Source organism: Pseudomonas sp. ok266 (genome assembly GCF_900110195.1).
In the GTDB taxonomy this organism is placed as follows: domain Bacteria; phylum Pseudomonadota; class Gammaproteobacteria; order Pseudomonadales; family Pseudomonadaceae; genus Aquipseudomonas; species Aquipseudomonas neuropathica.
The window spans coordinates 185134-209987 of record NZ_FOCU01000003.1 but is presented as its reverse complement, the minus strand read 5'-3'; the positions used below and the strand labels follow the sequence as shown (position 1 = coordinate 209987).

The 24854-nt window shown below is 57.7% G+C and carries 13 protein-coding genes; 6 read left to right on the top strand and 7 right to left on the bottom strand.

The features are described 5' to 3' along the window. Positions 1 to 15 precede the first annotated feature (15 nt). From BMY54_RS06730 to BMY54_RS06710, 5 genes are all read left to right on the top strand, one after another. Entirely contained in the window at positions 16 to 372 is a 357-nt protein-coding gene (locus BMY54_RS06730; protein ID WP_093430706.1) for a PilZ domain-containing protein, read from the top strand. Positions 373 to 766: 394 nt separating this feature from the next. After that, positions 767 to 3790, top strand: coding sequence for a hypothetical protein (locus BMY54_RS06725; protein WP_256573822.1), 3024 nt, complete (start codon positions 767 to 769; stop codon positions 3788 to 3790). 144 nt (positions 3791 to 3934) lie between these two features. After that, on the top strand, positions 3935 to 7675 hold the full coding sequence (locus BMY54_RS06720) for a Tc toxin subunit A (protein WP_093430515.1): 3741 nt from the start codon (positions 3935 to 3937) through the stop codon (positions 7673 to 7675). Further along, positions 7672 to 11778 (top strand): Tc toxin subunit A-related protein, encoded by a 4107-nt coding sequence (locus tag BMY54_RS06715; RefSeq protein ID WP_093430514.1) that lies wholly within the window; start codon positions 7672 to 7674, stop codon positions 11776 to 11778. Before BMY54_RS06720 ends, BMY54_RS06715 begins: the two co-directional genes overlap by 4 nt. Beyond that, positions 11771 to 15814 carry a hypothetical protein gene (locus BMY54_RS06710; RefSeq protein WP_256573821.1) on the top strand — a complete coding sequence of 1348 codons (4044 nt, stop codon included), beginning with the start codon at positions 11771 to 11773 and terminating at the stop codon, positions 15812 to 15814. The genes BMY54_RS06715 and BMY54_RS06710 overlap by 8 nt, the downstream gene beginning before the upstream one ends. On the opposite strand, the gene BMY54_RS06705 is transcribed toward BMY54_RS06710, so the two are convergent. From BMY54_RS06705 to BMY54_RS06680, 6 genes are read right to left on the bottom strand one after another with little or no spacing between them, the layout of a single operon-like run. Beyond that, positions 15815 to 17146 (bottom strand): DUF58 domain-containing protein, encoded by a 1332-nt coding sequence (locus BMY54_RS06705; protein ID WP_093430512.1) that lies wholly within the window; start codon positions 17144 to 17146, stop codon positions 15815 to 15817. Beyond that, a complete protein-coding gene (locus BMY54_RS06700) occupies positions 17143 to 18144 on the bottom strand; it encodes an AAA family ATPase (RefSeq protein ID WP_093430511.1) in 1002 nt (333 codons plus the stop codon). Before BMY54_RS06700 ends, BMY54_RS06705 begins: the two co-directional genes overlap by 4 nt. Beyond that, positions 18141 to 19304, bottom strand: coding sequence for a DUF4350 domain-containing protein (locus BMY54_RS06695; RefSeq protein ID WP_093430510.1), 1164 nt, complete (start codon positions 19302 to 19304; stop codon positions 18141 to 18143). The genes BMY54_RS06700 and BMY54_RS06695 overlap by 4 nt, the downstream gene beginning before the upstream one ends. Continuing rightward, on the bottom strand, positions 19301 to 20848 hold the full coding sequence (locus BMY54_RS06690; protein ID WP_093430509.1) for a DUF4129 domain-containing protein: 1548 nt from the start codon (positions 20846 to 20848) through the stop codon (positions 19301 to 19303). The genes BMY54_RS06695 and BMY54_RS06690 overlap by 4 nt, the downstream gene beginning before the upstream one ends. Further along, positions 20835 to 21812, bottom strand: coding sequence for a stage II sporulation protein M (locus BMY54_RS06685; RefSeq protein ID WP_093430705.1), 978 nt, complete (start codon positions 21810 to 21812; stop codon positions 20835 to 20837). The genes BMY54_RS06690 and BMY54_RS06685 overlap by 14 nt, the downstream gene beginning before the upstream one ends. Further along, a complete protein-coding gene (locus tag BMY54_RS06680) occupies positions 21809 to 22534 on the bottom strand; it encodes an RDD family protein (RefSeq protein WP_093430508.1) in 726 nt (241 codons plus the stop codon). Before BMY54_RS06680 ends, BMY54_RS06685 begins: the two co-directional genes overlap by 4 nt. A gap of 181 nt (positions 22535 to 22715) precedes the next feature. On the opposite strand from BMY54_RS06680, the gene sbcB reads away from it, so the two are divergent. Beyond that, positions 22716 to 24146 (top strand): exodeoxyribonuclease I, encoded by a 1431-nt coding sequence (gene sbcB, locus BMY54_RS06675; RefSeq protein WP_093430507.1) that lies wholly within the window; start codon positions 22716 to 22718, stop codon positions 24144 to 24146. Positions 24147 to 24242: 96 nt separating this feature from the next. Here sbcB and mvaT read toward each other — a convergent pair whose 3' ends face one another. After that, positions 24243 to 24620 (bottom strand): histone-like nucleoid-structuring protein MvaT, encoded by a 378-nt coding sequence (mvaT, locus tag BMY54_RS06670; RefSeq protein ID WP_007912775.1) that lies wholly within the window; start codon positions 24618 to 24620, stop codon positions 24243 to 24245. Positions 24621 to 24854: the final 234 nt, after the last annotated feature.

Here is a 24854-nt window from a genome sequence, read left to right as displayed (position 1 = left end):
CATGGCGAACTGCGCATGTTTACCGAACGGATTGAACGGCATCAGTTGCCGTATTTCCTCAGAGTGTTCAACAGCGTCACCGACAAGCCCATCGGTTTTCTCGGCAACCTCTCCGAAGACGGGCTGATGCTCATCAGCCAATTGCCCATGATGGTCGGCGTGGACTTTCAGTTACGCCTGAAAATCCCCGCCAGCGATGGCTGCCAACAGGTGATCGACTTCACCGCGTGCTGCGTGTGGTGCCATGAGGACGCCACGCCGCTGCACTACGACGCCGGCTTCGTCCTGCAACGCGCCCCGCCGGAATTTGGGCAGCTGGTGCAGGCCTTGCAGCGTTATTTCAGTTTTCAGCCGTTGCCGGCTTCGGCCTGATTCAAACCCGCTAAAAGCTTCGCGAGCAGGTCGCGCCTACCTTCGATTTGTGGTGTGTAACAGATCTTGTGGGAGCGGGCTTGCCCGCGAAAGCGTCTCCTCTGGAACACGAGTTGCTCGGTCAAGCTGGGTCATACACCCGTTCGTTATTCAGCCTTTTCGGCTAGCCACATGCCCACCTCACTCAACTGGCAATCGCCATCCCCAGATGCTGTGTTTTGCTTTTTTTCGGCCATCTCGCGCCTTGCAGCCATTACCAAGCCCGACGCCTCTAAGCGCCTTGTCGACTAGGGTTACCGTTGGTCGGGACTGTCAGGTTTGACAGGTGACAGGTATTTGCAGGAGCGCTGATTCTGGAGTCGGTTTTTAATTCGCGAATGCGGGAGAAAGAACAGTGACGGATGATTCAGAACTTCCCCTTGGCTGGGCAGCGCCTACTTTTTCTCCCAATGTTAGCGGAACTCTTCAACAGTTCCCCCTGACTATTCGGGTCAACACAATACCGAACAACCTGACAAAGCGTGAAGTCCACTTCAAGCTTAATGGCAACCATTGGTACGAAATGGATCCAGGCTCAAACTGGAACGAGCAATGGTACGACGTCATTATTCCTGAAATAAAACATAGTGACCGTCTGGAAATACATACGCGTTACGTAGGGGGAATGGTGGGATCGGACTGGGGCTTCTCAGGGCAGTTCCGCATCATCAAGCCTTTGGTAATTATCTGGCCGCCTCAAAATAGTTTTGTTTCTTCATCAATAATTATCTCTGGCACCGGAGCCTGGGATAATCCCGTAATTGAGGTGACGACAGGCGACAAGTCTTTCAAAGGCACGCCAAACCTTGACGGGACCTGGTCTGCCGAAGTGGAGAACCTTCCCCTCGGCAGACACAGTTTGCATGCGACACAGACTTTCGGTGGTAAAACTTCCAAATCCACGGAATGGAATTTAACGGTAATCGAGGAGCCGCGAATAATATCTCCAGTAAGCGGTGCAGTGATCGGTGAGGCAAAACCGATTGTTTCCGGCACTGGTAAAGTCTATGCAAGTATCAACCTCTACCGGCGAGGAACCCCCCTGGATAGCTATGGTTCAGGAATTGTAGAGTTTGACGGTCACTGGAAAATAGAGCTGACCAAAGCGCTCTCATGGGGAAGTTTCATACTGGTCGCAGAACAAACGTTCGACAAATCGACATTGCTTTCTAACCCTGTCGATCTCACGGTTAACCTTTCGCCCGTTATTTTAGATCCGGCGGCGGGTACGCTACAGTCTCAATCGTTTGACCTTTCAGGTGATTTGGCCATCCAGGGTGCCACCCTGGCTGTTTACATGGATTTGGGATCAGAGCACGTGGGGGAGGCCGCGGTTTCGGCTGGGACCTGGAGAGTGCCGGTAAATGTCCAGCCTGGACCCGCTTCACTCGTAGCGATACAAACTCTGGACAATGTCCCTTCACCTCGCAGCGCGCCTCGAGATTTCCGGATCCGGCCTCCCAAACTGGCAGAGCCTGATGTCACCTTTCTTCCTGATACAAGCTTGAAGTTCTCCGGTATCGGTCATTACGACAAGAACCTGCGTACCGAAATCCAGTTCTCTGCCAGCAACGGCTCGCTGCCTTTGCCTCCCAACGTCCGCGTCAATGCCCAAGGCCAGTGGGAAACAGCCCCCGTTGTCTGGCCTCTGGGCAGCTATGATGTGACGGTGATTCAAAAGATCGCCGACAACGCCAATGGCTGGATCGAATCGCAGCCTCTCGAGTTCAAAGTCCACAACGACATGCCGGATATCACCGAGGCGAGCTACACCGAGGAGTATCTACCCGTCTTCAGCGGCAAAGGTTACACAGGCGCCACCGTCTCGCTCAGGTTTCCCGATACAACCGAGGCTGCACGAAGTGTAGTGGTCGAGAACGGAAAATGGTCCACCCAGGCATTGGTGAAGTGGGGGCCAACCAACAAGCGGGAAGTGCGCATTACACAGCATCTGGGAGACCATTCCTCGCAACGTCCTTTCAGCTTGCACGTCACGATTCCACCGCTGGCGCCAGGCCTGGATGATCCTTCCGGGGAAGGGCTGGAGCCGATATTCAGTGGCACTTGTTGGTCTGGAGCGGTGGTAAAGCTCCGGTTCAGCGACGACGGCTTGGAGTACGAAGCGGATGTGGAGGGTGAGCGCTGGGCATTTCAGCGAACCAAAGCATTTGAACCTGGAGTCCTCCACCGCGTCACCGTTACCCAGATCGTTGTCGATCTCCCTTCAGTGCCGGCATCGAAAACCTTCACTGTCCACAGAGTCATGTTGCAACCGCTCATCGTCGCGCCGGTATCCGGCACAGAAGTGGGGTACGACGTCACCATTGAAGGTGATAACGGCATGCAGGGCGCGATGATGCAATTGCATGACAGCCAGATGGGAAGAACGCTGGGTGCTCCGCTCGAATTGCTTGAGGAGGGCAAATGGTCGATCGAACTACGCGATCTGGAGCTGAGGCCTTACTTCCTCCATGCGCAACAGATACTTAACGGGCAAGAGTCGACCAACAGCGCTGTGCACGAACTCAAGGTGGTGGTGCCGCCGCCTCGATTCACGACGCCGATCCCTGGCGGGAAAGCGCCGCGCACCTCGAAGATTGCTGGCACTGGCCGACCTGGCGCGCGGGTGGAGGTCTGGCTGGAAGGCGCTACTGAGCCATTGCTGACGGATATTGAGGTGAACGCATCAGACAACTGGGAAGCCGAAGTGAGTTTGCCGGTGGGAATCACAACCATCTGGGCTTTTCAAACCTTCGTCCACAATGGCACTCCACAAAGCTCTCAGCCCAATGAGCGTTTGCGTTACAAGGTCGTGCCGGCGACTCCGTTTATCGAAACCCCGACTGCCGATGACCATGTCGGCCGACGGGTCGTGGTGTCGGGTTTCGCGACGCCCGGCGACACCGTGACCGTGACGCTGGGTAGCGACCAGGCAAGCGCCGAGGTGCGGGAAAACCGGACGTGGTCGGTAACGCTGAAGCCTGGGCAAAACGAAGGCAATCATGAGCTGGAAGTTGTGGTGGCTTACGAAGGGTTTGAATCCGATAGCGCGAAACGCACGGTTCAGCTGGCAACTTATCTGCCCACCATTGAGATACCCGCGCCGGGACGCTGGGTCAGCAACCCGGTGCTGTTTGCCGGCACGGGCCGTCAAGGTGTCGGTGTTCTGGTCGACCCGTTCAACCCGGACAAGACATGGGCAGCGTCGATTCAGGTCGACCCTGACTGGCAAGGCCTGTCTGACCAAGCGCTACCGTTGGGTGGCAACTGGTGCCGTTTCAAGCTGCAACCAAGCGATAGCGATCCGCTGGGTTCCGACTGGGTCGCCAGTGAGCGGTTTGAAATCGAATCAGCACCGACGGATAAATCGCGCTTGTAAATTTCCGATGAACGGGCATTAAACCTGTCATTTCTGACAGTTGGCGACTGCTGCATTCAAGCGCTAAATCCTTATGGAAAGCTAGGTCCGCCTGACACGACCGTCAGGCGGACCGGGCCCGTTATCGACTCAAGGAATGTGACCATGGCTGATTCACTCCGTCCCGCTGCGCAGTTGTTCATTCAGCTGTTTGGTCAGCAAACGTCCACTGCGCAAAACCGGCTTTCGAAACTCTGGAGTTACGTTGAGGAGGGGGGATCGTTTTTCCCACTGGTCGAAAAGGGTATTCCGTTGCTGGTCGGCGAGTACGGACTTGATCAGGAAGAGGCGCGACGCTTTTTGCGCCGGGCCAATAGCTTGGCGAGCTATGTGCGGCGTCGGTTTATTGAACATCACGTGAAGAGGGACAAAGCCGGGTCGACAGGACCGTCCAGTGGTTTGATGTCGCTCGTTGACGGGCCGCAACTGGAGCGAATATTCGATCTGCAATTGAGATCCAAGTGCCCCTCGGATTCTCTGGAGTCCATGTTCGGGCCTTCGGCGTATCTGGTCTTCTTGTATCGCTTGATTCGCGACTTGATCGAATCCGTTGGTGACGACAGCAAGCTGCCGTTGCATGAGCGTCGCACGGATTTGATGACGTTGACGGTCGACAGTAAAGCGGTGAACGCGCCGGAGTCATCAGTCGACGTGATCGTACGCGTGCTACAGGCGTTCATCGCTGCGAACACGGAGGTTCCAATTGAACAGGCATTGATCACAGCACGCTATCCCAACGGTCTGCCGTATTACCAGCATTGGGTCACGGTTGATGGGGTGGCGGGTTTCAGCGGACGATCAGTGGGGGATTTTACCAACATCGTTGACGGCAAATTCCCCAACTTCTTGCATTCCGCGTCCCTGACGAGGCTTGCCGCTGCTGCTCTGGCGCATGCCTCTCGGCTGGGCCCTTACCAGCAGCGGCTGCTTACTGAGGAATACACATATCCCGAAGATATGTATCAGTTCTATCTGGAGAACTTTGGCACCGAAGACACTGAGTATCTGAATCTCAATCAGATATTTTATTTGGCTCAACGTACGAATCTTGTGGCCGAGGAGGTTACAAGTCTTTTTTCGGTTGGGGACTATGCGCCGCGGCGCTCGGACAATGTCGAATACCCTGAAAAGCCCGATGTCCCGGAAGGTGGTCGATCCGGCTCGGTTTACATCAATGATAATGCTCACCCCGCTATCGGTATCACCACGCAGTCAGGGAATAATTTTCATCGGATAATCGTTAATCCCAATACCCCAAGAGGCTTGAATACATTTGATCGACTCAACCGCAAGTTGCGCCTCGACAAATGGCTGAATCTGTCCCCTGAGCAGACTGACGCCCTGTTGGTGGCAGCAATCAGGGCGCAAGCGCGTGGAGCCGAAAAGCCTGAGGTGTGGGCGATTTCGGTCAACGTGATCCATGCATTGGGTCTGTTTCAGCGACTGCGTGAACGCTACAACTGCACGGCGGCGGATTTCGCCGTGTTTCTCGATGAACTGTCACTGTACGGTCGCGGTGATGCCCTGTCGCAGTTCGATCAGGTCTTCAACAATCAGGACAATTATCGCGAGCCGCTGAGACTCGACGGCACACCGTTTGCGCTGATACCGACATCAGACCAAGACAATCTGACGGTCAGCCAGCTATGCAGTGGTTTGGGGATCGATCTTCAGACTTACCACTACCTGGCGCTGGCCATAGCCCAGGCTCATGATCTTACCGATAATCTGGTGCGCAGTTCGGCGGTCATCTCCAGTTTTTACCGTCTGGTAAAACTGTCCCGGCTGTTGAATATCACGCCGGTCGAAGGCGTGTTGATGCTCAGTGTGCTGGGGGGAGAAACCTGGCTCAAAGGGCTGGCTGGCAAGCCGCGTATTGTCGACGTGGCGGTTGATGACAGCCGCATTGACGTCACGTCTGGCGATCCGGGTGTGCTGAGCCTGATCGAAGCCATGCAGGCCTGCGTGCAATGGTGCGAGCAAAGCAACATGTCGGTGCTGTGGATGTTGCAGCACGTGAGTGCACCACTGCGTCTGAGCGATTTCTCCCAGCAGGACCAGCAGTTCTTCGACAAGATCGGCACCCTCCTGCCCAGCGCGCGGTTATCCAATAATTCTTTTCTCGTAGCCGGTATTCCGCCGGCCGGAGAAAGCGACTGGCTGGATTTACTGTCGATTGACAGTGAGGGGCTGGCGCCGGTTGTCGATGTCAATGGGCTGATACTGGCCACTGCCATGACGCCGGAGGATTATTCGGCCTTTGCCCGCGAGAAGCTCGAATGGGCCGTCAGGAACGGCCTGGACATTGAGGAAGCCCAGGTCAGCGTCTTGGCCGAGATCATGCTCACCGTTCTTCTGCAGGCCAGAGACGCTCAAGTGTCGCTGGTCAGGGAGTCGCTGGCAGTCTACGCCGGCATCGAGGGCGAATTGGCCGTTCTGGTGCTGAACTGGGTCGATGCCTCGGTGTACCAACTGTTGCGCCAGGTGTATGACCGCACTGACCTCGAACCGCCAGCGACGCAGCGCAGGCGCGACGAACCTTCAGATCCTTTACTCGAATTGCTGGCTGTTGTGCGCCAGCGCGCCGAAGTCGTTTCAATGCTGGGTTTGAGTGCGGCCCTGCTCCAGGATTATCTGGATTATGGATATGAGGCGTGGGTCGACCAAATCATCATCATCGATCCCTCTCAAAAATATGTGTTCTCGGTGCGCATACTTTACGCGATGACCACGCTGACCCGCGCGTTCAGCATGAGTGCACAGCCGGAACAGAAATTGCTGGACTATCTGCGTCAGGTCCATTCGCTTCCTGCCCGACCCAGCGAGGATGCATTGCGGGTGGTGCAGCAGGCAGCAGCCATCAAACTGGCTGAATTCTTTGCCTGGAGCGCGCAGGAAGTCAGCGAATGTGTTCGCCATATCGATCCTGAAACCCAAGTGTTGAAAACCCTGGAACAACTGGATCTGCTGATACGCGTTTACCAGTTGTCGATGCAGACCGGTATGGATGCCCGGACCATTTTGCGGATCGGTACCTTGCCGGAGACAACCGATGCCAGCGAGGCCTATGCCCAGGCAGCTGAACTGGCTTTGCTCAGTCAGACCCAGACGCGTGTGCCTGTCGTGCAAGCACCGGGCGAACTGAAGCAGTTGGTCAGGATGACTTGCGCAGTAGAACCGACGGAAGTCTTCGCTAGTAAAAAAGATGAGAAAGCGTTCATTACGATGACGCTCACCGACGCCCGAGGTGCAGCGTTGAAAGGCATCGCTGTTGATTGGCACTCCGAGCTAGGGACCATCAGATCAGGCATCACCGATCCCGACGGAGTCCTCACGGCTGAGTATTTTCCGGGCACAGTCCTGGGCACGGACAGCCTTTATTTTTCCCTGAGCCTGCTCGAGCCTGAGTGGGCAGTGAGCATCGACGTCATCGCCCACGCCGAGAGCATGAATTTCCCGACCGGGCTTATGTCTCCGGTGCCAACGGAGGTCGTGCCGCTTGGTCAGGAAATCACACTCTACGCCACGATGGTGGACCAGTACGGAAACCTTGGGGCCAACATGCTGGTGGACTGGGCCTGGGAGGTAGAAACAGATCCCGAAGAAAGGCCAACGATCCGTCCGGCACAGGGTTTCACCAATCAGCAAGGTCAAACCACGGTTTATATCACCAGCGATTTCAGCGGTGAATTCGAAGTCGGTATACGCAGCCTGGCAAGCGGCTTGGGGACACTCTTCGAACCCATCAGGTTTGGGGTGACGCAAGGCCGCAGCCACTCGCTTGAACAAGCGTCAACGCCTTCCGCCAGTGACTCGGGAACCTCTTCCACGGAGCAAGGATCATGACATCGAACAACATTGGCCTGTTGCAGGAAAAACGTCGTACCGCGTTGCTTGAGTATTGCATCGGGCAAGTAAAGGCGGAGCGTTACCCGCCTTTGCGGACCCCGGAGGACGTGTTCGAATTGCTGCGCATCGACCCGTTGGACAGTGCTCGTGTGCAGACGTCGGGGGTTGCCGAAGCGATCAGTTGTGCGCAGCAATATATCAGTGCGGTGTACAACAAAATGGAGCCCGGTTTCGAAAACCACGAGTTTCCCTCTGAGCAGCTGGAAAACTGGGCGCTGTACAACAACTACTCGGACTGGGCCGCAGTGCAGATGATCGCGCTCTACCCGGAAAACTACATCAATCCGTTCGTCCGTCAGCGTAAGACGGATCTGTTCAAGGCCCTTGAAAACAACCTCAACCAGGCCCGTTTGAACAGCGATTCGGTTCAAGCCGCGCTACAGGATTACTTGCAAGCCTTCGAACAGATCTGCGATCTGGATGTTGTCAGTGGCTACATGGACGGCACGACCCCGGAGCGCGCCGATTATTACTTTGTCGGGCGTCAGCGGGTGCCGCCGTTCCAGTACTTCTGGCGCAAGGCGCAAATCGAGATCACGCCCACGTGTGTGGCCGTCAACCCGGCGGCGTGGAGTGAATGGAAAGCGGTGGATATTCAACCTGCCGGGCGGGTGCTGGACATGCGTCCGGTGGTCTGGAATGGCCGACTGTGTCTGGTCTGGGCGGAGTGGCGGGACAAGGTCGGCGAGATCATCAAAGCCGTCCCCGCGGATCCCTCAAAGGACGACAGATCCCGATTCGTGCCCCATCAGCTGGATATCAATGTGGCCTTCATGAGGCAGAACGGCCAGTGGTCGGCGCCTTTGAATTTACACCATGGCGAGTTTGATGAGGATCTTTCTGCGGGTGCCTGGCTGATTGCAACCGTGTGGGTCGACTCTCAGAATCCCAAAGGCAAGCTCGGGGTATTGCTGGACAATGATAAAACCGGCACAGCTGCCTTGAACGAGACCGCGATCATCGATGTGCTGATGCGCCCCGTTGTTGAAGACGGTGGTACCTGGCTGGAGATGGCCAAGAATGATCGATTTGTTTCTGCCTTGACGGTTCAGCACCCCTTGGGTCTTGAGGTTACTGTGGTCCCAAGTGAGTCACCGTCAGGCTCCATGGCAGCTTTTCTGGGGCTGAACGTCTTCGCCATGCGAGTGGGTGACAAAGACGAGCTGACGGTTGAGGGCTTTTGCAGGCCCACAGGTTTGTCAGAGAAGAATACAAACTTCACCTTGCAGTTGGAGAATTCCGCCGGTGGTGACCCGGTGCCGGTGATGCGTTCGGTGCCTACAGCCGGCGGTTGGACAATGAATTTTTTGGGTACCTTCACTCGACCAAAGGGGACCTGGAACAACGTCAAGTTCACTCTAAGGAATGATACTGAAGGCTTTGGCGGTAAACAGTTTGCTCTGACGATTGTCGATCTCCCGTATTTCCGCGCGCCAACGCTGCTTAAAAACACCACGGATGCCGCCCAGTTCCTCGACTTTCAACTCGGTGATGACTGGGCGTTGCGCTACGTTCGGCTCAATTCGCTGTTCGGTCCCGAGTTGGTCACACGCTCCACTGTCTCTCCTGCGACGCTGATTAATTGGGACTCCCAGCATCTGTCAGAGCCGCCGCCTACCGATGTTGATTTCACGGAACGCAATGGCGCTTTCGACGGTGCCAACGGTCTGTTTTTCTGGGAGCTGTTTTTCCATCTGCCGCATTTGATCGCGACACGCTTGCGTGATGAAGAGCGGTTTGCCGAAGCACAGACGTGGTTGCATTTCATTTTCGATCCCCGGGCCCCTGTCGATAGCAACTCGGTACCCGAGAAACCACGTTTCTGGCGCTGCCGCCCCTTGATCAACGATCTGGGGCATGCCGGTTGTGAAGCCGCGGCGCCCGCCGACCCGGATGCGATTGGATATTCGGCGCCTGTGCATTTGAGGCTGCTGATGTTCATCGAATATGTGAAGAACCTCATGGCCTGGGGGGACTGGCATTACCGCCAACTGACCCGCGAAAGCCTGGTGGCGGCAAAGCTGTGCTATGTACAAGCGGGATCATTGATGGGCAAACCGCCTCTGACTCAAACGGTGAACTTGTGGCAGACCGCGACGCTGGAGAACCTTCTGGCCCAAAGTTGCACGCGTACGGCTCTGGAAGCTTTCGAGCAGACATTGAATTACAGCCTGGCAGATGTTCCGGGCGGCTCCGATACGGCTCCCATGCTGGGCATGTTGGGGTGTCCGCCGTTCAGGGCACCCATAAATGATGAGTTGCTCGCGCGGTTCAACGAGCCGCAGTACCGCATGAACAACTTGCGCAACAACTTGACCATTGATGGCAAGCCCATGCTCCTGCCGTTGTTCAACCCACCGACTGACCCGAACCAATTGCTGCGCGCTCTGGCCGCAGGTGGTGTCGGTGGCGCCAGACCGATGGGCGGACGGCTGGTGGTGATTGCGTTTCGCTGGCGCACGATCTTCGAGGTTGCCTTGCGTGCGGTGCAGGCTCTGCAGGATTACGGCAGCCAGGTACTCAATCTGCTTGAGCGGCGTGATCGTGCCGAGCAGGAAGAGCTGCAGCAAAACCATCTGGTGGAGTTGGGTAACTACGCCAAAACCATGCAGGAGCAATCCATCGCTCAGTTGGAAGCGAGCATGACGGCGCTTGAGCAGAGCCGGACAGTGGCTCGGGAACGGGCTGCTGCTTACGCAGCTCGCTATGACGAAAACGTGTCGGCTGTCGAATATCAGGTCATGGCAAACCTGGACCAGTCCAAAGAGCTGGCGCTGACTGCCAAAATCCTCAAACCGGTAGGCGCGGCCTTGGCGGCCGCGCCCAATATCTTCGGTATGGCGATGGGAGGGTTTCGTATCGACAAAGTTACCGATGCCATCTGCTTTGGCCTGGAGATAGCTTCGTCGATGCTGCAAATCGATGCCGACAAGCAAGCTACCACCGAAGGCTATCGCCGTCGCCGCAATGAATGGGGGCTGCAACGCGATCAGGCGCTGGCAGAAATCGCGGCCATCGATGCGCAAATCGTCGCGCAGAACCATGCGATTGATGCGGCCAGAACCAACCTCGCGCAAACGCTACGAGCTAACGCTCAGGCGTTGACGATGTACAACTATCTGAAAAAGCGCGCAACCAATGCCGAGTTGTTCGGCTGGATGCTGGGCCAGCTCAAGGCCTTGCACTATCAGGCTTACGACGCGGTAGTCAGTCTGTGCCTTAGCGCGCAAGCTGCGATGAGCGCCGAAACCGGCGATTACGATTCACATATTCCCTTGCCGCAGGTCTGGCAGGATCAACGCCACGGTTTGACTGCTGGCGAGCATCTGCGCGCGTACCTGCTGCGTATGGAACGTGAGTACTTGCAACGCACCGAGCGGCGTCTGGAACTGGTGAAAACCATCTCGTTGCGTCGCCTGTTCAATGACGCAACTGACCCTCAGGGCGTTGGTAGTTGGGAGGCTGCATTGGCGCAATTGCAGACGAACGGCTCGCTGGAATTCAAACTCACCCAACTGCTGTTCGATCGGGACTATCCGGGACATTTCTGCCGGCAGATCAGTTCGGTGGAAGTCGACTTGCCAGTGCTGACGGGGCCTTTCGAGGACGTGCGCGCGACCTTGCTGCAGGTCGGCAGCATGACCGCCAGCCGGGCTTCGGTGCAGTCAGTGCAGTACTTGCACAATCCTGGTCCTGGGGTAGTGGCCCCTTCTGATGTGCTGTTCAACTTGCGTCCGGGCCAGCAGATCGCCCTGTCGGTGGGTATTGCCGACAACGGCATGGCGGCGGCGAAGCCAGACGAAGGTTTGCTCTATCCATTTGAAAATACCGGTGTGGTGTCCGCCTGGGAGCTGAAATGGCCATGGCATAAAGAACCGCCGCAGGAGGCCACGCTGCGCTCGATGAACGATGTCATTTTGCGCATTCGCTACACGTGCAAGAGCGGAGATCAGTCGTTTACCGATTCGGTGAAGGAGTTGGTCAATGCAGCACAAGAGGGCCTGGCCGGCAAGGGCAAGGGAGTGCGCAGTCATGAATAATCCTATCGTTCAGGTGAATGAAAACCTGGTGTGCAACGGTGATTTCGAAGAAAGGTTCGATTGTTGGGCAAAAACGGGGGCGGTTGCCATAGGCCTGGCGTATTACGACAACACGCCTGTCAAGCACATCAAAGCGCCGAAGGGCGCGGGTGTCACGCAGGACGTCACACTTCCCAGAGATCCTGATAGCAATGGTGCTTATTGGCTGAGTTTTCTGTGGGAAAGCAGTTTCAGCCAATCAGGCTGGGTGAGGATTTCTCAGGGAGAAATCGAGCATTACCGCATCGAACTCAAACCCGTGGGTAAACCTGATCAGGCACAACAGCGCGAGGGTTTCGGATCAGCGCCAGAGAGGCGTTTCAGTCCGACCCTGCATGAAGTGGAACTGACATCGGACATCTCAAGCTCAAAGCCGCTGCGCATCGAAATATACAGCTCGACAGAGTCTTCGAGTACAAATGGCGAACTCTGGGTTACGCGCGTCAAAGTCGAGTTGAAACTCGCGCCACTTGAGTTGCAGGAAGTTGAGCTGGACGGCATGTCGTTCCTGCCCTTGCGCAAAATATACCTGTGTCAGGGCGCCAGCAGGGGCGGAGCTTTTGGCAGCGACGCATTGATCACACCCCACGTACTCGGTTTTGTACCTGTGCCGGATAACCCTTGGGACGGCACCCCGGTTGCATTGAGCATCGACAATAACCCGCAGGGCGCGATTGTCGCGACGCCTGCTTGGGACACCCCGCAATCGCTGGACGTGCCATGGACGCTCGATTGCCCGTTAATCGATGATCAGGACTACGAATTCACCCTGAGCTTGCGCAACCGTTACACCGCGCAGGCCTACGAGATCCCCGTATCGCTGGGGCATCATCGACTGATTTTTCGTGAGGTGGTCGAGGCCGCTTACTACCCGTTGATTGAGCAAAGTGTCCGTTTGGGTGTGCAAGTAGCGTCGTATTACACCGGCCAGCCATTTGCCGGGCTTACGGTGAACTGGGCGACCGCCGAGCACGGGGTGTTGGCGGCCACCGTTACTGATGAACAAGGTTGGGCTTACTTCGATTATGAGGCGAAGGCAGCAGGGGACTTCGTTATTGAAGCCTCTGTGGTCAGCCTTTATTACGAGCAGGGTGTGTGGACTCAGACGTTTGACGTACTGGTACTGGGCGAGGATCCGTGGGCACGGTTGACTGTCCGTGAAAACAACGAAATCAGGGACTGGATTGATAACAGTTATCCGAACCGGGGTTCTACCCATTTCATTGATGTAATGCTGGCGGCCAACAGTCGTCTGCGAGGCAGCGACTTCTATCTGCATTGGCACGGTGACAAGCCTGGGCAACTGGGTGTCGTGGTCAGTCCGCCACTGGAAACATCGGTTCTCATGCCGATCGATGGAGGGGGCACTGCATCCTGGACGCTGAACTGCGAAGACCGGCGCGACGGGATATTCGAGTTGTCACTGGTCTGCTCGAAGCTGTTGTTGCCGTCGCCCAGAAAACGTATGTCGCTGGCGCGCAACAGGATCAGGATCAAAGAGGTGCGTCAGGCCGAGAATAGTCCGGTGGTGGAGGAACACGAAAGTGCGTACCTGCGCTTGCAAGTGGTGCATGTTACTGATCAGGGCGACGGCGAACCGGTGATCGGTGCGCTGGTCGAGTGGCAAATGGCCGAAAGCGTCGTGCAGAGCCAAACGGGAAGCGGTGGTTGGGGGAGCCTGAAGTTTTACACCAGAGAACACGGGATTCATGCGATCACCGCGGCGGTCCGAGCGCATGAATCGGCCGAGTCGCATGAGTGCGAATTTAGCGTGACCGCGATTGCCAGGAGTTCATGGAAGGACAAGGTCAACATCACATTTGATCGTGGTCTGATCAACCAGGATCTAGGGGTTGTCTGCAAACGAGGCCTGACCCATTCCCTGGTGGTTACTGCTCTCGCCGACAGTCCTCTTATCGGCCAGGAAATCACGTTGGCATGGGGCATTGACGACCCAGGCATCGGGCTGGTGGTGAGTGAACTTGGCGAGCCCAGGGTATTGCGGGCAGATGAACCGCTGATCTGGACTCTGAGTTCTGAATTCGCCAAGAGCCGCAGCAGCATGTTCGGACTGCGGTTGTTGACCGATTCACTGGAAGATCGAGAGTTGCTCGGCCGCTTGGTTTCACCGGATATTTACGATGAGTTCACTCTGGAACTGGATCATATGAGCACCGACCGAGGTCAGTTGCTGTATCCCTGCCTGGGTGCCGTACACCGGTATATTTTCAGAACCAACGCACTGAGTGCCCTGGTGGGGCTTGCCATGGATTTGCAATGGTCCGGAACTCCAGCGTCAGAGATGGACATCGTTCTCGACCCGCCTCCACATAGCCACAATGTTATTGATGAAAGTGGCATGACCTGGACACTGGATTGTTCCGATAGTCAGGGGGGCGGGGCGTTCGGTCTGAAATTCTTGACGGGGGGGGCTGGCTCGACGGATGTCACCAGAATGCACTTGGGCCACAACAAACTCAGCATTGAAACCGTACGTGAGTCTGCCGTTTTCCCGATCGTGGGTCAGGACCCAGCATGGATGTGGGCGAAAGTACGTTCGGATTTCTCGGAAGCTGCCATGGTTCAAGTGCCAACGCAGTGGAAGGTGGATGGTCATTCTGAAGAACATGTGACTGCTGACGATGGCTGGGCAGGCTTTGCGTATGGGGCAACCACAGGCGGATCGGCAATGGTTGAGGTGTCTGTCAGCAGTCCGTATGACAATGCTACAGATACACGTTCGATGGAGGTCTGTTCGCTGGCCGACGATCCGTGGGCTCGATTGCAGTTCAGTATGGACAACGGACCTGCACAGCCTTTCGGCCAGGACACTGGTTTTGCGCGTCGCAAACTGACCCATAGAATCGATGTAACTGCCCCACAAGACACCTTCTTGTCCGGTCGAAAGTTGACGTTGGGCATGGTCGGCACCGGACCTGAGGCACTCGGCATTCGTTTTACTCAGCCCGTACTCGGTTTGCCAAGAGTTTTCAGCCGCGAGGCGGGATTCACCGATTCCTTCATGGTCGATGACAAGCGTAACGGCAGTTTCGGCTTGTTTCTGGCCTGCGAAAGCCTGGCTCGATGGTCACCTGTCAATGCAATGTCGGTGGGCGAAGGCACCCAAGTGGTGAAAATCGCCGAGCGTTCGCGGGTTAGCAAGACGCTGTACTGGGGCGAGGCTGTGTCCGAGCAGATCACCATTGTTTCGGCCATCAGTGGCAGGCCGATGGCGGGGATGAACGTTGTCTGGCGCAGTGCGGATCTTGGCGAGGTGACGACGACCACCAACTTCTACGGCGTGGCGCGGATCCGCTTTGTGCCCAAGACGCCCGGAGCGGCGCAACTGACCGCGACGGTGGGGGACACGCAGTATTCGGAATCGATTTCGTTGCCGTATTTCCTGCATGAACCTCGACAGATCAAGGAAATGTTCAGCGATGATCTGACCGGTTATCCGGGGCAAGAAATTTCAGCTCAGGCTTTGGTGGTTTCAGCCAATACCGGCGAGCCTTTGGCTAATGTCGAAGTGATGTGGGAATACAACAACACATCTTTACCGGCAACACTGACGGGTACCGATGGGATGGCAACGGTGCGCTTTGTCTTGGGCACTGCAGGTGAGGCAGCGTTGTGGGCGTCGGTAAAGGGCGGCTTGGCTGGCTGGGATGTGGAAACGCTGCGGTTGACTGTCACTGAACGTCCTGCAGTTGTGAAGTCCGTCGTCGCTGCGCCGAATCCGGCTTTCGTGAACGACTGGGTAACCATGACTGCGTTGATCGTAGACAAGGCTTCTGGAGAACCGATGCCGAAAAGGAAAATTCTTGTCTCCATTAACGGCAGGCCATTCATTGATTACAGTACAAATGGCAACGGTAAATACGAAACCTCTTGGAGGGTGATGGATCTGTCGGAAACCGTTTCCCTTGATGTCAAAGTCGAGAATCCTGACGGTACCTCGAGCAGCGGATCTGTGCACGTGCGGATCGAGAGATGATCAAAGCGCCGCACTTCTTTTCCAACTGAGATACCGCGTCACCAGTTCGGCCCCCAGTTCTGCGGGCCGGACATCCATCACCGGAACGCCATGAGCGCTCAACCGCTCATGGAGTTCTGCCCGCTCATTCAGGTAACTCACCGTGCCGCAGTAAGCCAGCGCTTCGGGCAGCGTTTGCACCGTGGTCTGGCGTAACGTGTCCAGCGCTTCTTCGCGCAGACTGGCCACCAACACCCGATGTTGTGCGCCCAGGCGTTTGACCGCGCTTAGCAGTTCCTCATCGTCCTCATCGCGCAGGTTGGTTACCAGCACCACCAAGGCCCGGCGCTTCTGTCGGGTCAGCAGTTGATTGGCGGCGGCCTGATAATCGGCAGGGCGCTGCGTGCTGTCGAGGTCATAAACCGTGTTGAGCAGCACGTTCAATTGGCCGCTGCCTTTGACCGGCGCGAGATGGTGTGGGTGTTCGCTAGCGAAGGTACTCAAACCCACCGCATCGCCCTGACGCAAGGCTACATAACTGAGCAACAGGCAGGCATTGAGCGCGTGGTCGAAGTGCGACAGTTCATCGTCCTGGCTGCGCATGCGTCGGCCACAGTCGAGCAGGAATATGATCTGCTGATCGCGCTCGTCCTGATATTCACGGGCAATCGGTGAGCGCTGGCGCGCGGTGGCTTTCCAGTCGATCTGGCGCAGGCTGTCGCCTTCTCGAAACTCGCGCAATTGATGGAATTCCAGGCCCTGACCGCGCCGTTGCCGTTGGCGCACGCCGAGCTGGCTGAGCCAATTGTCCACCGCCAGCAACTCACCGCCGTAGAGCCGGGCGAAGTCGGGGTAGACGCGGGTCTGGTCGCTGACCCTGAGCAAGCGTTTGCCTGACCATAATCCCAAGGGGCTGGGCAGGTTGACTTCGCAGTGGGTGAAGTTGAAATGACCGCGTTTGAGCGGGCGCAGACGGTAGCCGAGCAGGCTGCGCTGGCCGGGTTGCAACTCAATCGACAGCGGCAGGTTTTCGAAGCTCAGGCCTTCTGGCGGGTGGTCGAAGAGTTGAATGTGCATCGGCTCGCTGAAGTCGTGTTCGACTTCCAGACGCACCTCACTCCATCGGCCGAGCGCCAGACTGCCGGGCATCTGCCGGGTGATGCGCGGTGTTGGCAAACGGTGCAGACGCAACGCATCCAGCGCCGCCAGAGCCAGCAGCGCGAGCAGCAATCCCCAGTTGATCGATATCAGGCTCGCCGGAGTGTCGATCTGCAGTGTGCGCAACGTGCCCGGCACAATGCCGATGAGCAGCAGCAAGGCCAGCCAGATCAACAGCAGGCGCGAGGGTTTCACAGGCGCGGCGCCGGAACTTGGTCGAGTAATTGTGCGAGCACTTGATCGACCTGCAGGCCTTCGATGTCCAGCTCCGGCGCGATGTGTACGCGATGGCGCAGCACGGCCAGCGCGCAGCCCTTGATGTCGTCGGGAATCACGAACTCGCCGCCACGCAACAAGGCGCGGGCACGGGCGCAACGCACCAGAGCAATCGAGGCGCGCGGCCCGGCGCCGAGGGTCAGCCCCGGCCAGGTGCGCGTGGCGCGCGCCAAGCGCACGGCGTAATCGAGAACCTGATCGTCCAGTGGCAAATCACTGGCAATCCGTTGCAGGGCTTGCACATCCTTGGCCTGCAACACGGTGCGCAGCGGTTGCACATCGAGCATGTCGGCGCGGGTCGAGCGGCAGACCTGGCGCACCATGTTCAGCTCCTGATCGGCGTCGGGGTAGTCCATGCGCACCTTGAGCATGAACCGGTCGAGCTCGGCTTCCGGCAGGGGATAAGTGCCTTCCTGTTCGATCGGGTTCTGCGTGGCGAGGACCATGAACGGTTGCGCGATCGGCAGGGCGCGACCCTCGAGCGTGACCTGGCGCTCCTGCATCGCTTCGAGCAAGGCGGCCTGGGTTTTCGCCGGGGCGCGGTTGATCTCGTCGGCCAGCAGCAGATTGGTGAACAGCGGGCCTTTGCGCAGCTTGAACTGCTCGGTTTGCAGGTCGTACACGGCATGGCCGGTGACGTCGCTGGGCATCAGGTCCGGGGTGAATTGAATCCGCGCAAACTCGCCGCCGAAACAACGGGCCAATGCGCGCACCAGCAGGGTTTTGCCCAGTCCCGGCACGCCTTCGAGCAGCACGTGACCGCCGGCGATAAGCGCCGTCAGCACGTCATCGATCACCTGGTTCTGGCCGATCAACGCTTTTTGCAATTCGCCACGTACTGCTTGCGCCAACTGGCTGGCACGCTGGCGTTGCTGGGCGGCGTGGCTGGCGCTGCCGGGCTCGATCTGTTCAGTCATAGCGTGTTCCTCAAAGTTTGCAGGTGGGCGACCTGGCGGCAGAAATCGGCGCTGGACAGGCGCCGATCCGGCACCGGGCTCAGGGCCTGGCTGATGGCGCGGGTGGGTTGTCGGGTCAGACGCGACAACGCCAGCCATTGTTCGGCAACGTTCAATTGGTCAAAGCCTGGGTGACGGCGACGGGCACGGCGCAGAACGTCCTGTTGCAGTGCTTGCAGCAACGCCTGCTGGCCGTTGTGGCGCAACAGGAAATCGGCGCTGGCGCGCAGGTGTTCCTGCAATTGTCGGCGTCCACTCGGGGCGGGTAATTGCAGTGGGCCGTGACGTACGCCGACGTGCCAGAGCCACAGGCCGATCAACGCGAGCAAAGCGACGATGGCTTGCGGGAAGTAGCGCCAGAGCAAGGTCAGCAGGCCATCGTGCTCGGTGTTGTAGATCAACGTGACGTCGGTGTCGGCGCTCAAATACCAGAGCAGCCAGGCGTTGTCGTATTGGCTGATGGTCTTGTTCTTCCACAGCTCGGCGTCGGTGACCACGGTGATCGTGCCCAGGCTGTAGGGCAACTGCATCATGTGCGTGGCCTTGGCGCTGTTGGCCCACGCTTGCGCCAGATTCTTCGGGTCGTCGAGGTGAAAGTCGGTGTCGAAACCGGCGTAGGCGGGAGCGTCCTCGTCTTCCAGATAGAGTTTGGTCAGTTGCGGGAAGCGCTCTGGTTCAGTGTCTGCGGGTAAGTCTTTCAGATCCTTGCTCAGGGATTGATGCAGTTGCACGCGATCGAGCAACAGATCGTTGCTTTGTTTGCTCTGCTCATCCCACAGCGACTCGGCGACGAACACCAGCCGCCCGCCTGCGCGGGTCCAGTTCAACACTTGGTCAACCTGACGCGGGGTCATGCGTGAGCGGTCGTTGAACAACAGCAACGTGTGGCTGCGTGGGTCAATGTCCGGGAGTACCGCGAGGCTTTCGGCATGGCTGACGTTGAGCCCGCGTTCACGTAAAAACAGCTCGGCGGCCAGATACGGATTGGCTTGCGCGGCGGGCGAGGGGCCGTGATCGACTTCTTCCTGATAAGGCGTGGCGTTGAGGTAGAGGAACACGCTCAGCGTGCCGATTAACAGGGCTATCAACGCAGCCACCCACCACAGTGTCCGGCGACTCAACGGGCGGCTCCGGGACCAAACAAGGCGCGCCAGCCATCGCACAGCTCCTGCTTCAGGGAAGCTGCCGGGACGCGATGCCCATAGGCCATGTTCTGCCAATGGGTGGTCAGGCTGCGGCTGAAGGCGAGTAGTTCCGGGCGTTGCAATTGTTCAACGTGCGCGAGTACCTGAAGTTCGGTATCGGCGGGTTTCAGGGTCATGTCGAAGTCGTCGAGCAGATGGCTGAGCAGCCCTCGATACAGCAGGCCCAGCGCTGCACGAGGTTGGCTTTGCCAGAGGTGTTCGGCGCTGCCTGCAATGTCGTCAGGCAAGGTGTCGCGGTTCAAGTCCAGACCGAAGGCTTGTTGCGGCAGCGCGCGTTTCGGTTTGGCAGGCAGTCTCGGACGGCGGCTGACGAACGCTTGGAGATAGTCGCGATAACGCCAGATCAGCCAGCCGAACGCGCCAATCACCGTGCCCCACAACAGCATTTCAATAATCTTCGCCAGTCCATTCAAGTGTTGCCCGTCGAGCCAGTCCAGCAGGGTTTTCAGCCACTGTGGCGCTTCACCCGGCTTCTGCGCTTCGGCAGGTTTCGCCGGGTCGTCGCCAAAGCGATAGCGGGTGACGACTTCCTTGTTCTTGAACGGCGGCTGTTCAAGCAATGCCTTGATGCTGTCCCGTGAGGCCTGGCTGGTGAGTGGTTGATTCAACAAGCGCGGTGCCTGCGGACTGTCATCAGGCTCGGCCGCCCACGCCGAAGGCACATTCGGCAGCACCAGAAAGACCGCCAGCAGCACTCCCAATACACCGTTGTTCAGGCGCTGTCGCAAGCGGCGAAACACCAGTTCGATATCCCATGCTTCCAGTTGTGTGCGCCGGTTCAGATAAAGGCTGAACCCGCAGGCGACATAGATCGGCTCCCACACCACCAGCACCAGCGCGTAGAAAGCATTGGTCAGGTGTTCGAGCCAGTGCCAGTCTTGATCCGCCGCGAGAATCAGTGACTGCCAGCTCCAATCCGTTTCGATTTGCTCCGGAAGCAACATATAGAACAGCACCATCAAGCCGATCCACAGCGCGGATTCCAGGTGCACGCCAATGATGGTCAGCCACTGCGCGGCGCCAGCGTTGCGTTGCAGGAGCACGTGCAAGCGTTGTTGCCTGGCGCTGCCATCGAGGCCTTCGAGTTGCACCACCGGCAGCAGAAAACTGCGGCTGAAACTCAGGCGGCGCCAAGTCAGGCTGGCCAGCAGTTGCGGTTTGAGCAGGCGCGGCCATTCGCGCAGAGCTTGCTTGAGTGTCGGCGTTTCGCCAAACAGCGCTTTCGACAGGATGTACAGCGGCAGACGTTCGTACGCCGGTTTCAGCCACCAGAAGATAAACACCGCCAGCGACGGCGAGTCCCATAGCAACAGGCTGAGCAAAGCGAACAGCGGCAGGGTGACGATCGCCCAACTGGTCATCAGCAGACGCCGATGTTGCTGGCTCATCAGCACGCCGAGGTCCATGGCTTCCCAGGTCGTGCGCGGACGGATCACCACGGTGGCGTCACTCAGGCGCATGGTGGGTCCTTCCAGCGAACAACAGATAGACCGCGACCAACGTCCAAAGCGCGGCGCCGACCAGATATTTGGTCAAAGGTGTGACACTGGTTTTCGACGACCAATAGGCTTCGATAAACGCGGCAATCAACAGGAACAACATCACCCCGCAGACCAGCAACACGCTTTTGCGTGCGGCGCGTTTCAGCGCTTCGCTGCGGGTCAGCCGCCCGGGTGCGATCAACGCCCAGCCGAGTTCCAGGCCGGCGGCCCCGGCGAGGGCGATGGCGCTGAGTTCAAAGGCGCCGTGGGCGATGACGAATGACCAGAAAGTCTGGCCGAAACCGATCTCGCTGAGATGCCCGGCGACCGCGCCGATGACCATGCCGTTGTAGAACAGAAAGAACGCACTGCCGACGCCTAGCAACAAGCCACTGGCGAAAGTCTGAAAGGCAATGCCGATGTTGTGCATCACGTAGTAACCGAACATTACCCAGTCTTCGCTGGCCGCACGTTCGGCGGTGCGTCCGAGGTGGCCGGCGACCGGGTCGTACATGCCTTGCATCTCGCGCACCTGATCGGCGGGGATCAGGTTGTAGACCAGTTCGGGAAATACATACACCAACACGCCGACGCCGATCAGACTGCCGAAGAACAGCAGGCTGGCGACCAGCACAAAGGGCCATTCGGCACGGACCAGGCGGGGGAAGTCGGCGAGGATGAAACTCAGCAGATTGGCGCCGAGTCGACTGCGGTGACGGTAAAGCTGTTGATGTCCGCGCAGCACTTGTTGTTGCAGCGAATCAATGAGGAAACTGCTGTAGCCGCGATCCTGCGCCAACGCCAGATGCTGGCAAAGCCGGCGGTAGGCTTTGGGGAAACCGGCGACTTGCGAGGTCTCCTTGCCGCGCTCAAGGCGTTCAAGGGCTAGCGCAAAACGCTCCCATTCGGCCTTGTGCCGCGTTTCGAAAAGACTTTGCTTCATGTCGGGCCCAACAAGCCGCGAGCGATGCCATTGAGTTCAGCCACAGCCTTGGGCGCAGAAATGTGCAATGGCTGGGCGAGCAGGGCTGCCAGTTCATTGACCCGCGCTGACGATAATTCACCTTGGCGCTCGGCAAAACCCAGCACGGCGCGTTGTTCGGCGAGTGTCAGGGGCACTGGTGAGCGTCGAGGTTCGGCATCAGGCAGTTGCGGACGACTGAGCGGGCGCTCGCTGTAGACCACCAATGTGCCGGCGGCGATGTCGCCAAGGCGTTTGAAGGTCGGGTGTTGCAGGCAACTGAGGGTGCCGAGGAAGTAGCCGAAGGGCAGCAGATCGACAAAGCGCAGCAGGTTGCGCAGCAACGAGGCCGACCAGCCAACCGGGGTGCCGTCATCGTGCACCACGCGCAACCCCATCCATTGTTTACCCGGCGAGCGGCCCTGACGCAGCACTTCGAACAGCACCATGTACCACCAACTGATTGCAAACAGCAGCAGCGAACCGAGGCCGATGCCGAGCTTGCCGAGAAACGCCAGGGCGATGAACAGCACCCCCATGATCACGCCGCGCAGGGCCAGATCGATCGCAAAGGCTACGGCACGCACCATTAACCCGGCGGGACGCAGCGGCAGGTCGATGCCTTCCGGCGTTTCGACCTGATGCCGCGTATCCAGCGGCGGGGCCAGCGGTGCTTTCCTTGGCGGTGCTGTGGTCTCGAGCATGGGCTACCTGGTGTTCGCCTGTTCGGGGTGCAAGTGAGGTCGATGCTAGCAGCCTCTCGGGGGAAAACGACATAACTATGTATTGCACATCGTGAAGTACGAAGTGTTTGAATGACGCGAGGCTGGCCGCGAGCGCGGTCGAGCGCCTAGACTTTGCCGATCTTCAGTTCAGGAACCGCCCGTGACTTCAATCTTCTGGTACGACTACGAAACCACTGGCATCAATCCGCGTAACGACCGCCCGTTGCAGGTGGCCGGGATCCGCACCGACCATGCGCTCAACGAAATCGACGAGCCGGTCAATCTTTATTGCCAGCCCAGCGAAGACATCCTGCCGCATCCGGCGGCCTGCGCGATTACCGGCATCACCCCGAGCCAGCTCGCCGAAAAGGGCTTGAGCGAGGCTGATTTCATGACGCGGGTGCATGCCCAGCTGGCGGCCCCCGGCACCTGTGGCGCCGGTTACAACACCCTGCGTTTCGACGACGAGATGACCCGTTACAGCCTGTATCGCAATTTTTTCGACCCGTACGCCCGGGAGTGGCAGGGCGGCAACAGCCGTTGGGATCTGATTGATGTGGTGCGCGCTGCTTATGCGCTGCGTCCCGACGGACTGGTCTGGCCGAGCGATGACGAAGGTCGGGTGACGCTCAAGCTAGAACGCCTGACCGCCGCGAACAATATCGATCACGGGCATGCCCACGAAGCGTTGTCGGATGTGCGCGCGACCATTGCACTGGCACGGTTGATCCGCGAGAAACAACCAAAACTCTATGACTGGCTGTTCCAGTTGCGCAGCAAGCAAAAGGTCATGGATCAGATTCGTCTGCTGCAGCCACTGGTGCATATTTCCGGGCGTTTCTCGGCCGCGCGCAGTTATGTCGGTGTGGTGCTGCCATTAGCCTGGCATCCAAAAAACCGTAACGCCTTGATCGTCTGCGATCTGCACCTCGACCCGCAGGGGTTGCTCGATCTGGACGCGCAAACCCTGCGCCAGCGTTTGTACACGCGTCGTGATGATTTGCTGGAAGGCGAATTGCCGGTGCCGCTCAAGCTGATTCACATCAACCGTTGTCCGGTGGTGGCGCCGCTTGCGGTTTTGCGTGCGCAGGATCAGCAACGTCTGGGGCTGGACATGGCGCTTTATCAACAGCGAGCACTGCGGCTAACTGACGCACAGCAAGTTTGGAAAGATAAAGTTGCAGAGATTTATGTCAGCGAAGATTTCATTCCGAGCGAGGATCCGGAACAACAGTTGTACGACGGATTTATCGGTGACCGTGACCGACGTCTATGTGAGCAAGTGAGGAGCGCTGACCCGGCACAACTAGCGCAAGAGCAATGGCCTTTCGATGACGAACGTTTGCCTGAATTACTCTTTCGATATCGCGCACGCAACTTTCCCGAGACGTTGAATTTCGAAGAGCAAGAACGCTGGAGGATATTTTGTCAGCAGCGTTTGTCCACGCCTGAGTGCGGCGCACCGAATACCTTGAAATCTTTTACCGAGGCGGCCGAGCAATGGTCGATTAATGCCACGCCGATGCAGAGTGAGGTGCTCAATGAATGGCAGAATTATGTCCAGGCATTGCGCAAACGTTTGAATCTTTGAAATCGAACATGACCGGGCTTAAATCCCGGGCATAAAAAAACGCCAGCATTCGCTGGCGTTTGTTTTTCGCGGATCGCTCTGCGAAGACGTTGCGGCTTAGCCCAGCAGGGTAGCCCAGCCTTCAACCACGTCACCGCCCCACTTGGCTTTCCACTCTTTCAGAGTTTTGTGGTTGCCACCTTTGGTTTCGATGACTTCGCCGTTGTGCGGGTTTTTGTATTGTTTAACTTTGCGAGCACGCTTGGTGCCGGTAGTTTTTACTGCGCCGCCGCGTACTGCTTTGGTTTTAGCTTCCGGATCCAGCAGCGCGATGATGTCACGCAGGGATTTGGAGTATTCGCCCATCAGGGTGCGCAGTTTGCCTTCGAATTCCAGCTCGGCTTGCAGTTTGTCGTCTTGGGACAGGTTCTTCAAACGGGCTTGCAGCTCTTTGATGGCTTCTTCGGTGGCGCGATATTCGTTGATCAAGGACATGATTACTACCTTAGTAGAGTGCGGGATGGCAGGGGGACAGTGCCGCAATAATAGTCAGGCTGTTTCATCAAGTAAACATTTAACCGGGGTTTTTATTTAAATTAGTTACGAGAAACTGCTCTCTATTGAATATTCAGTTAAATAGTGTGATCGAGTCATCACAGATATTCACAGTTGTCTGATCAAGCGATCCCGCAGGATCAGCACCAGTCTGTCGGTTACTCATCAAGAATC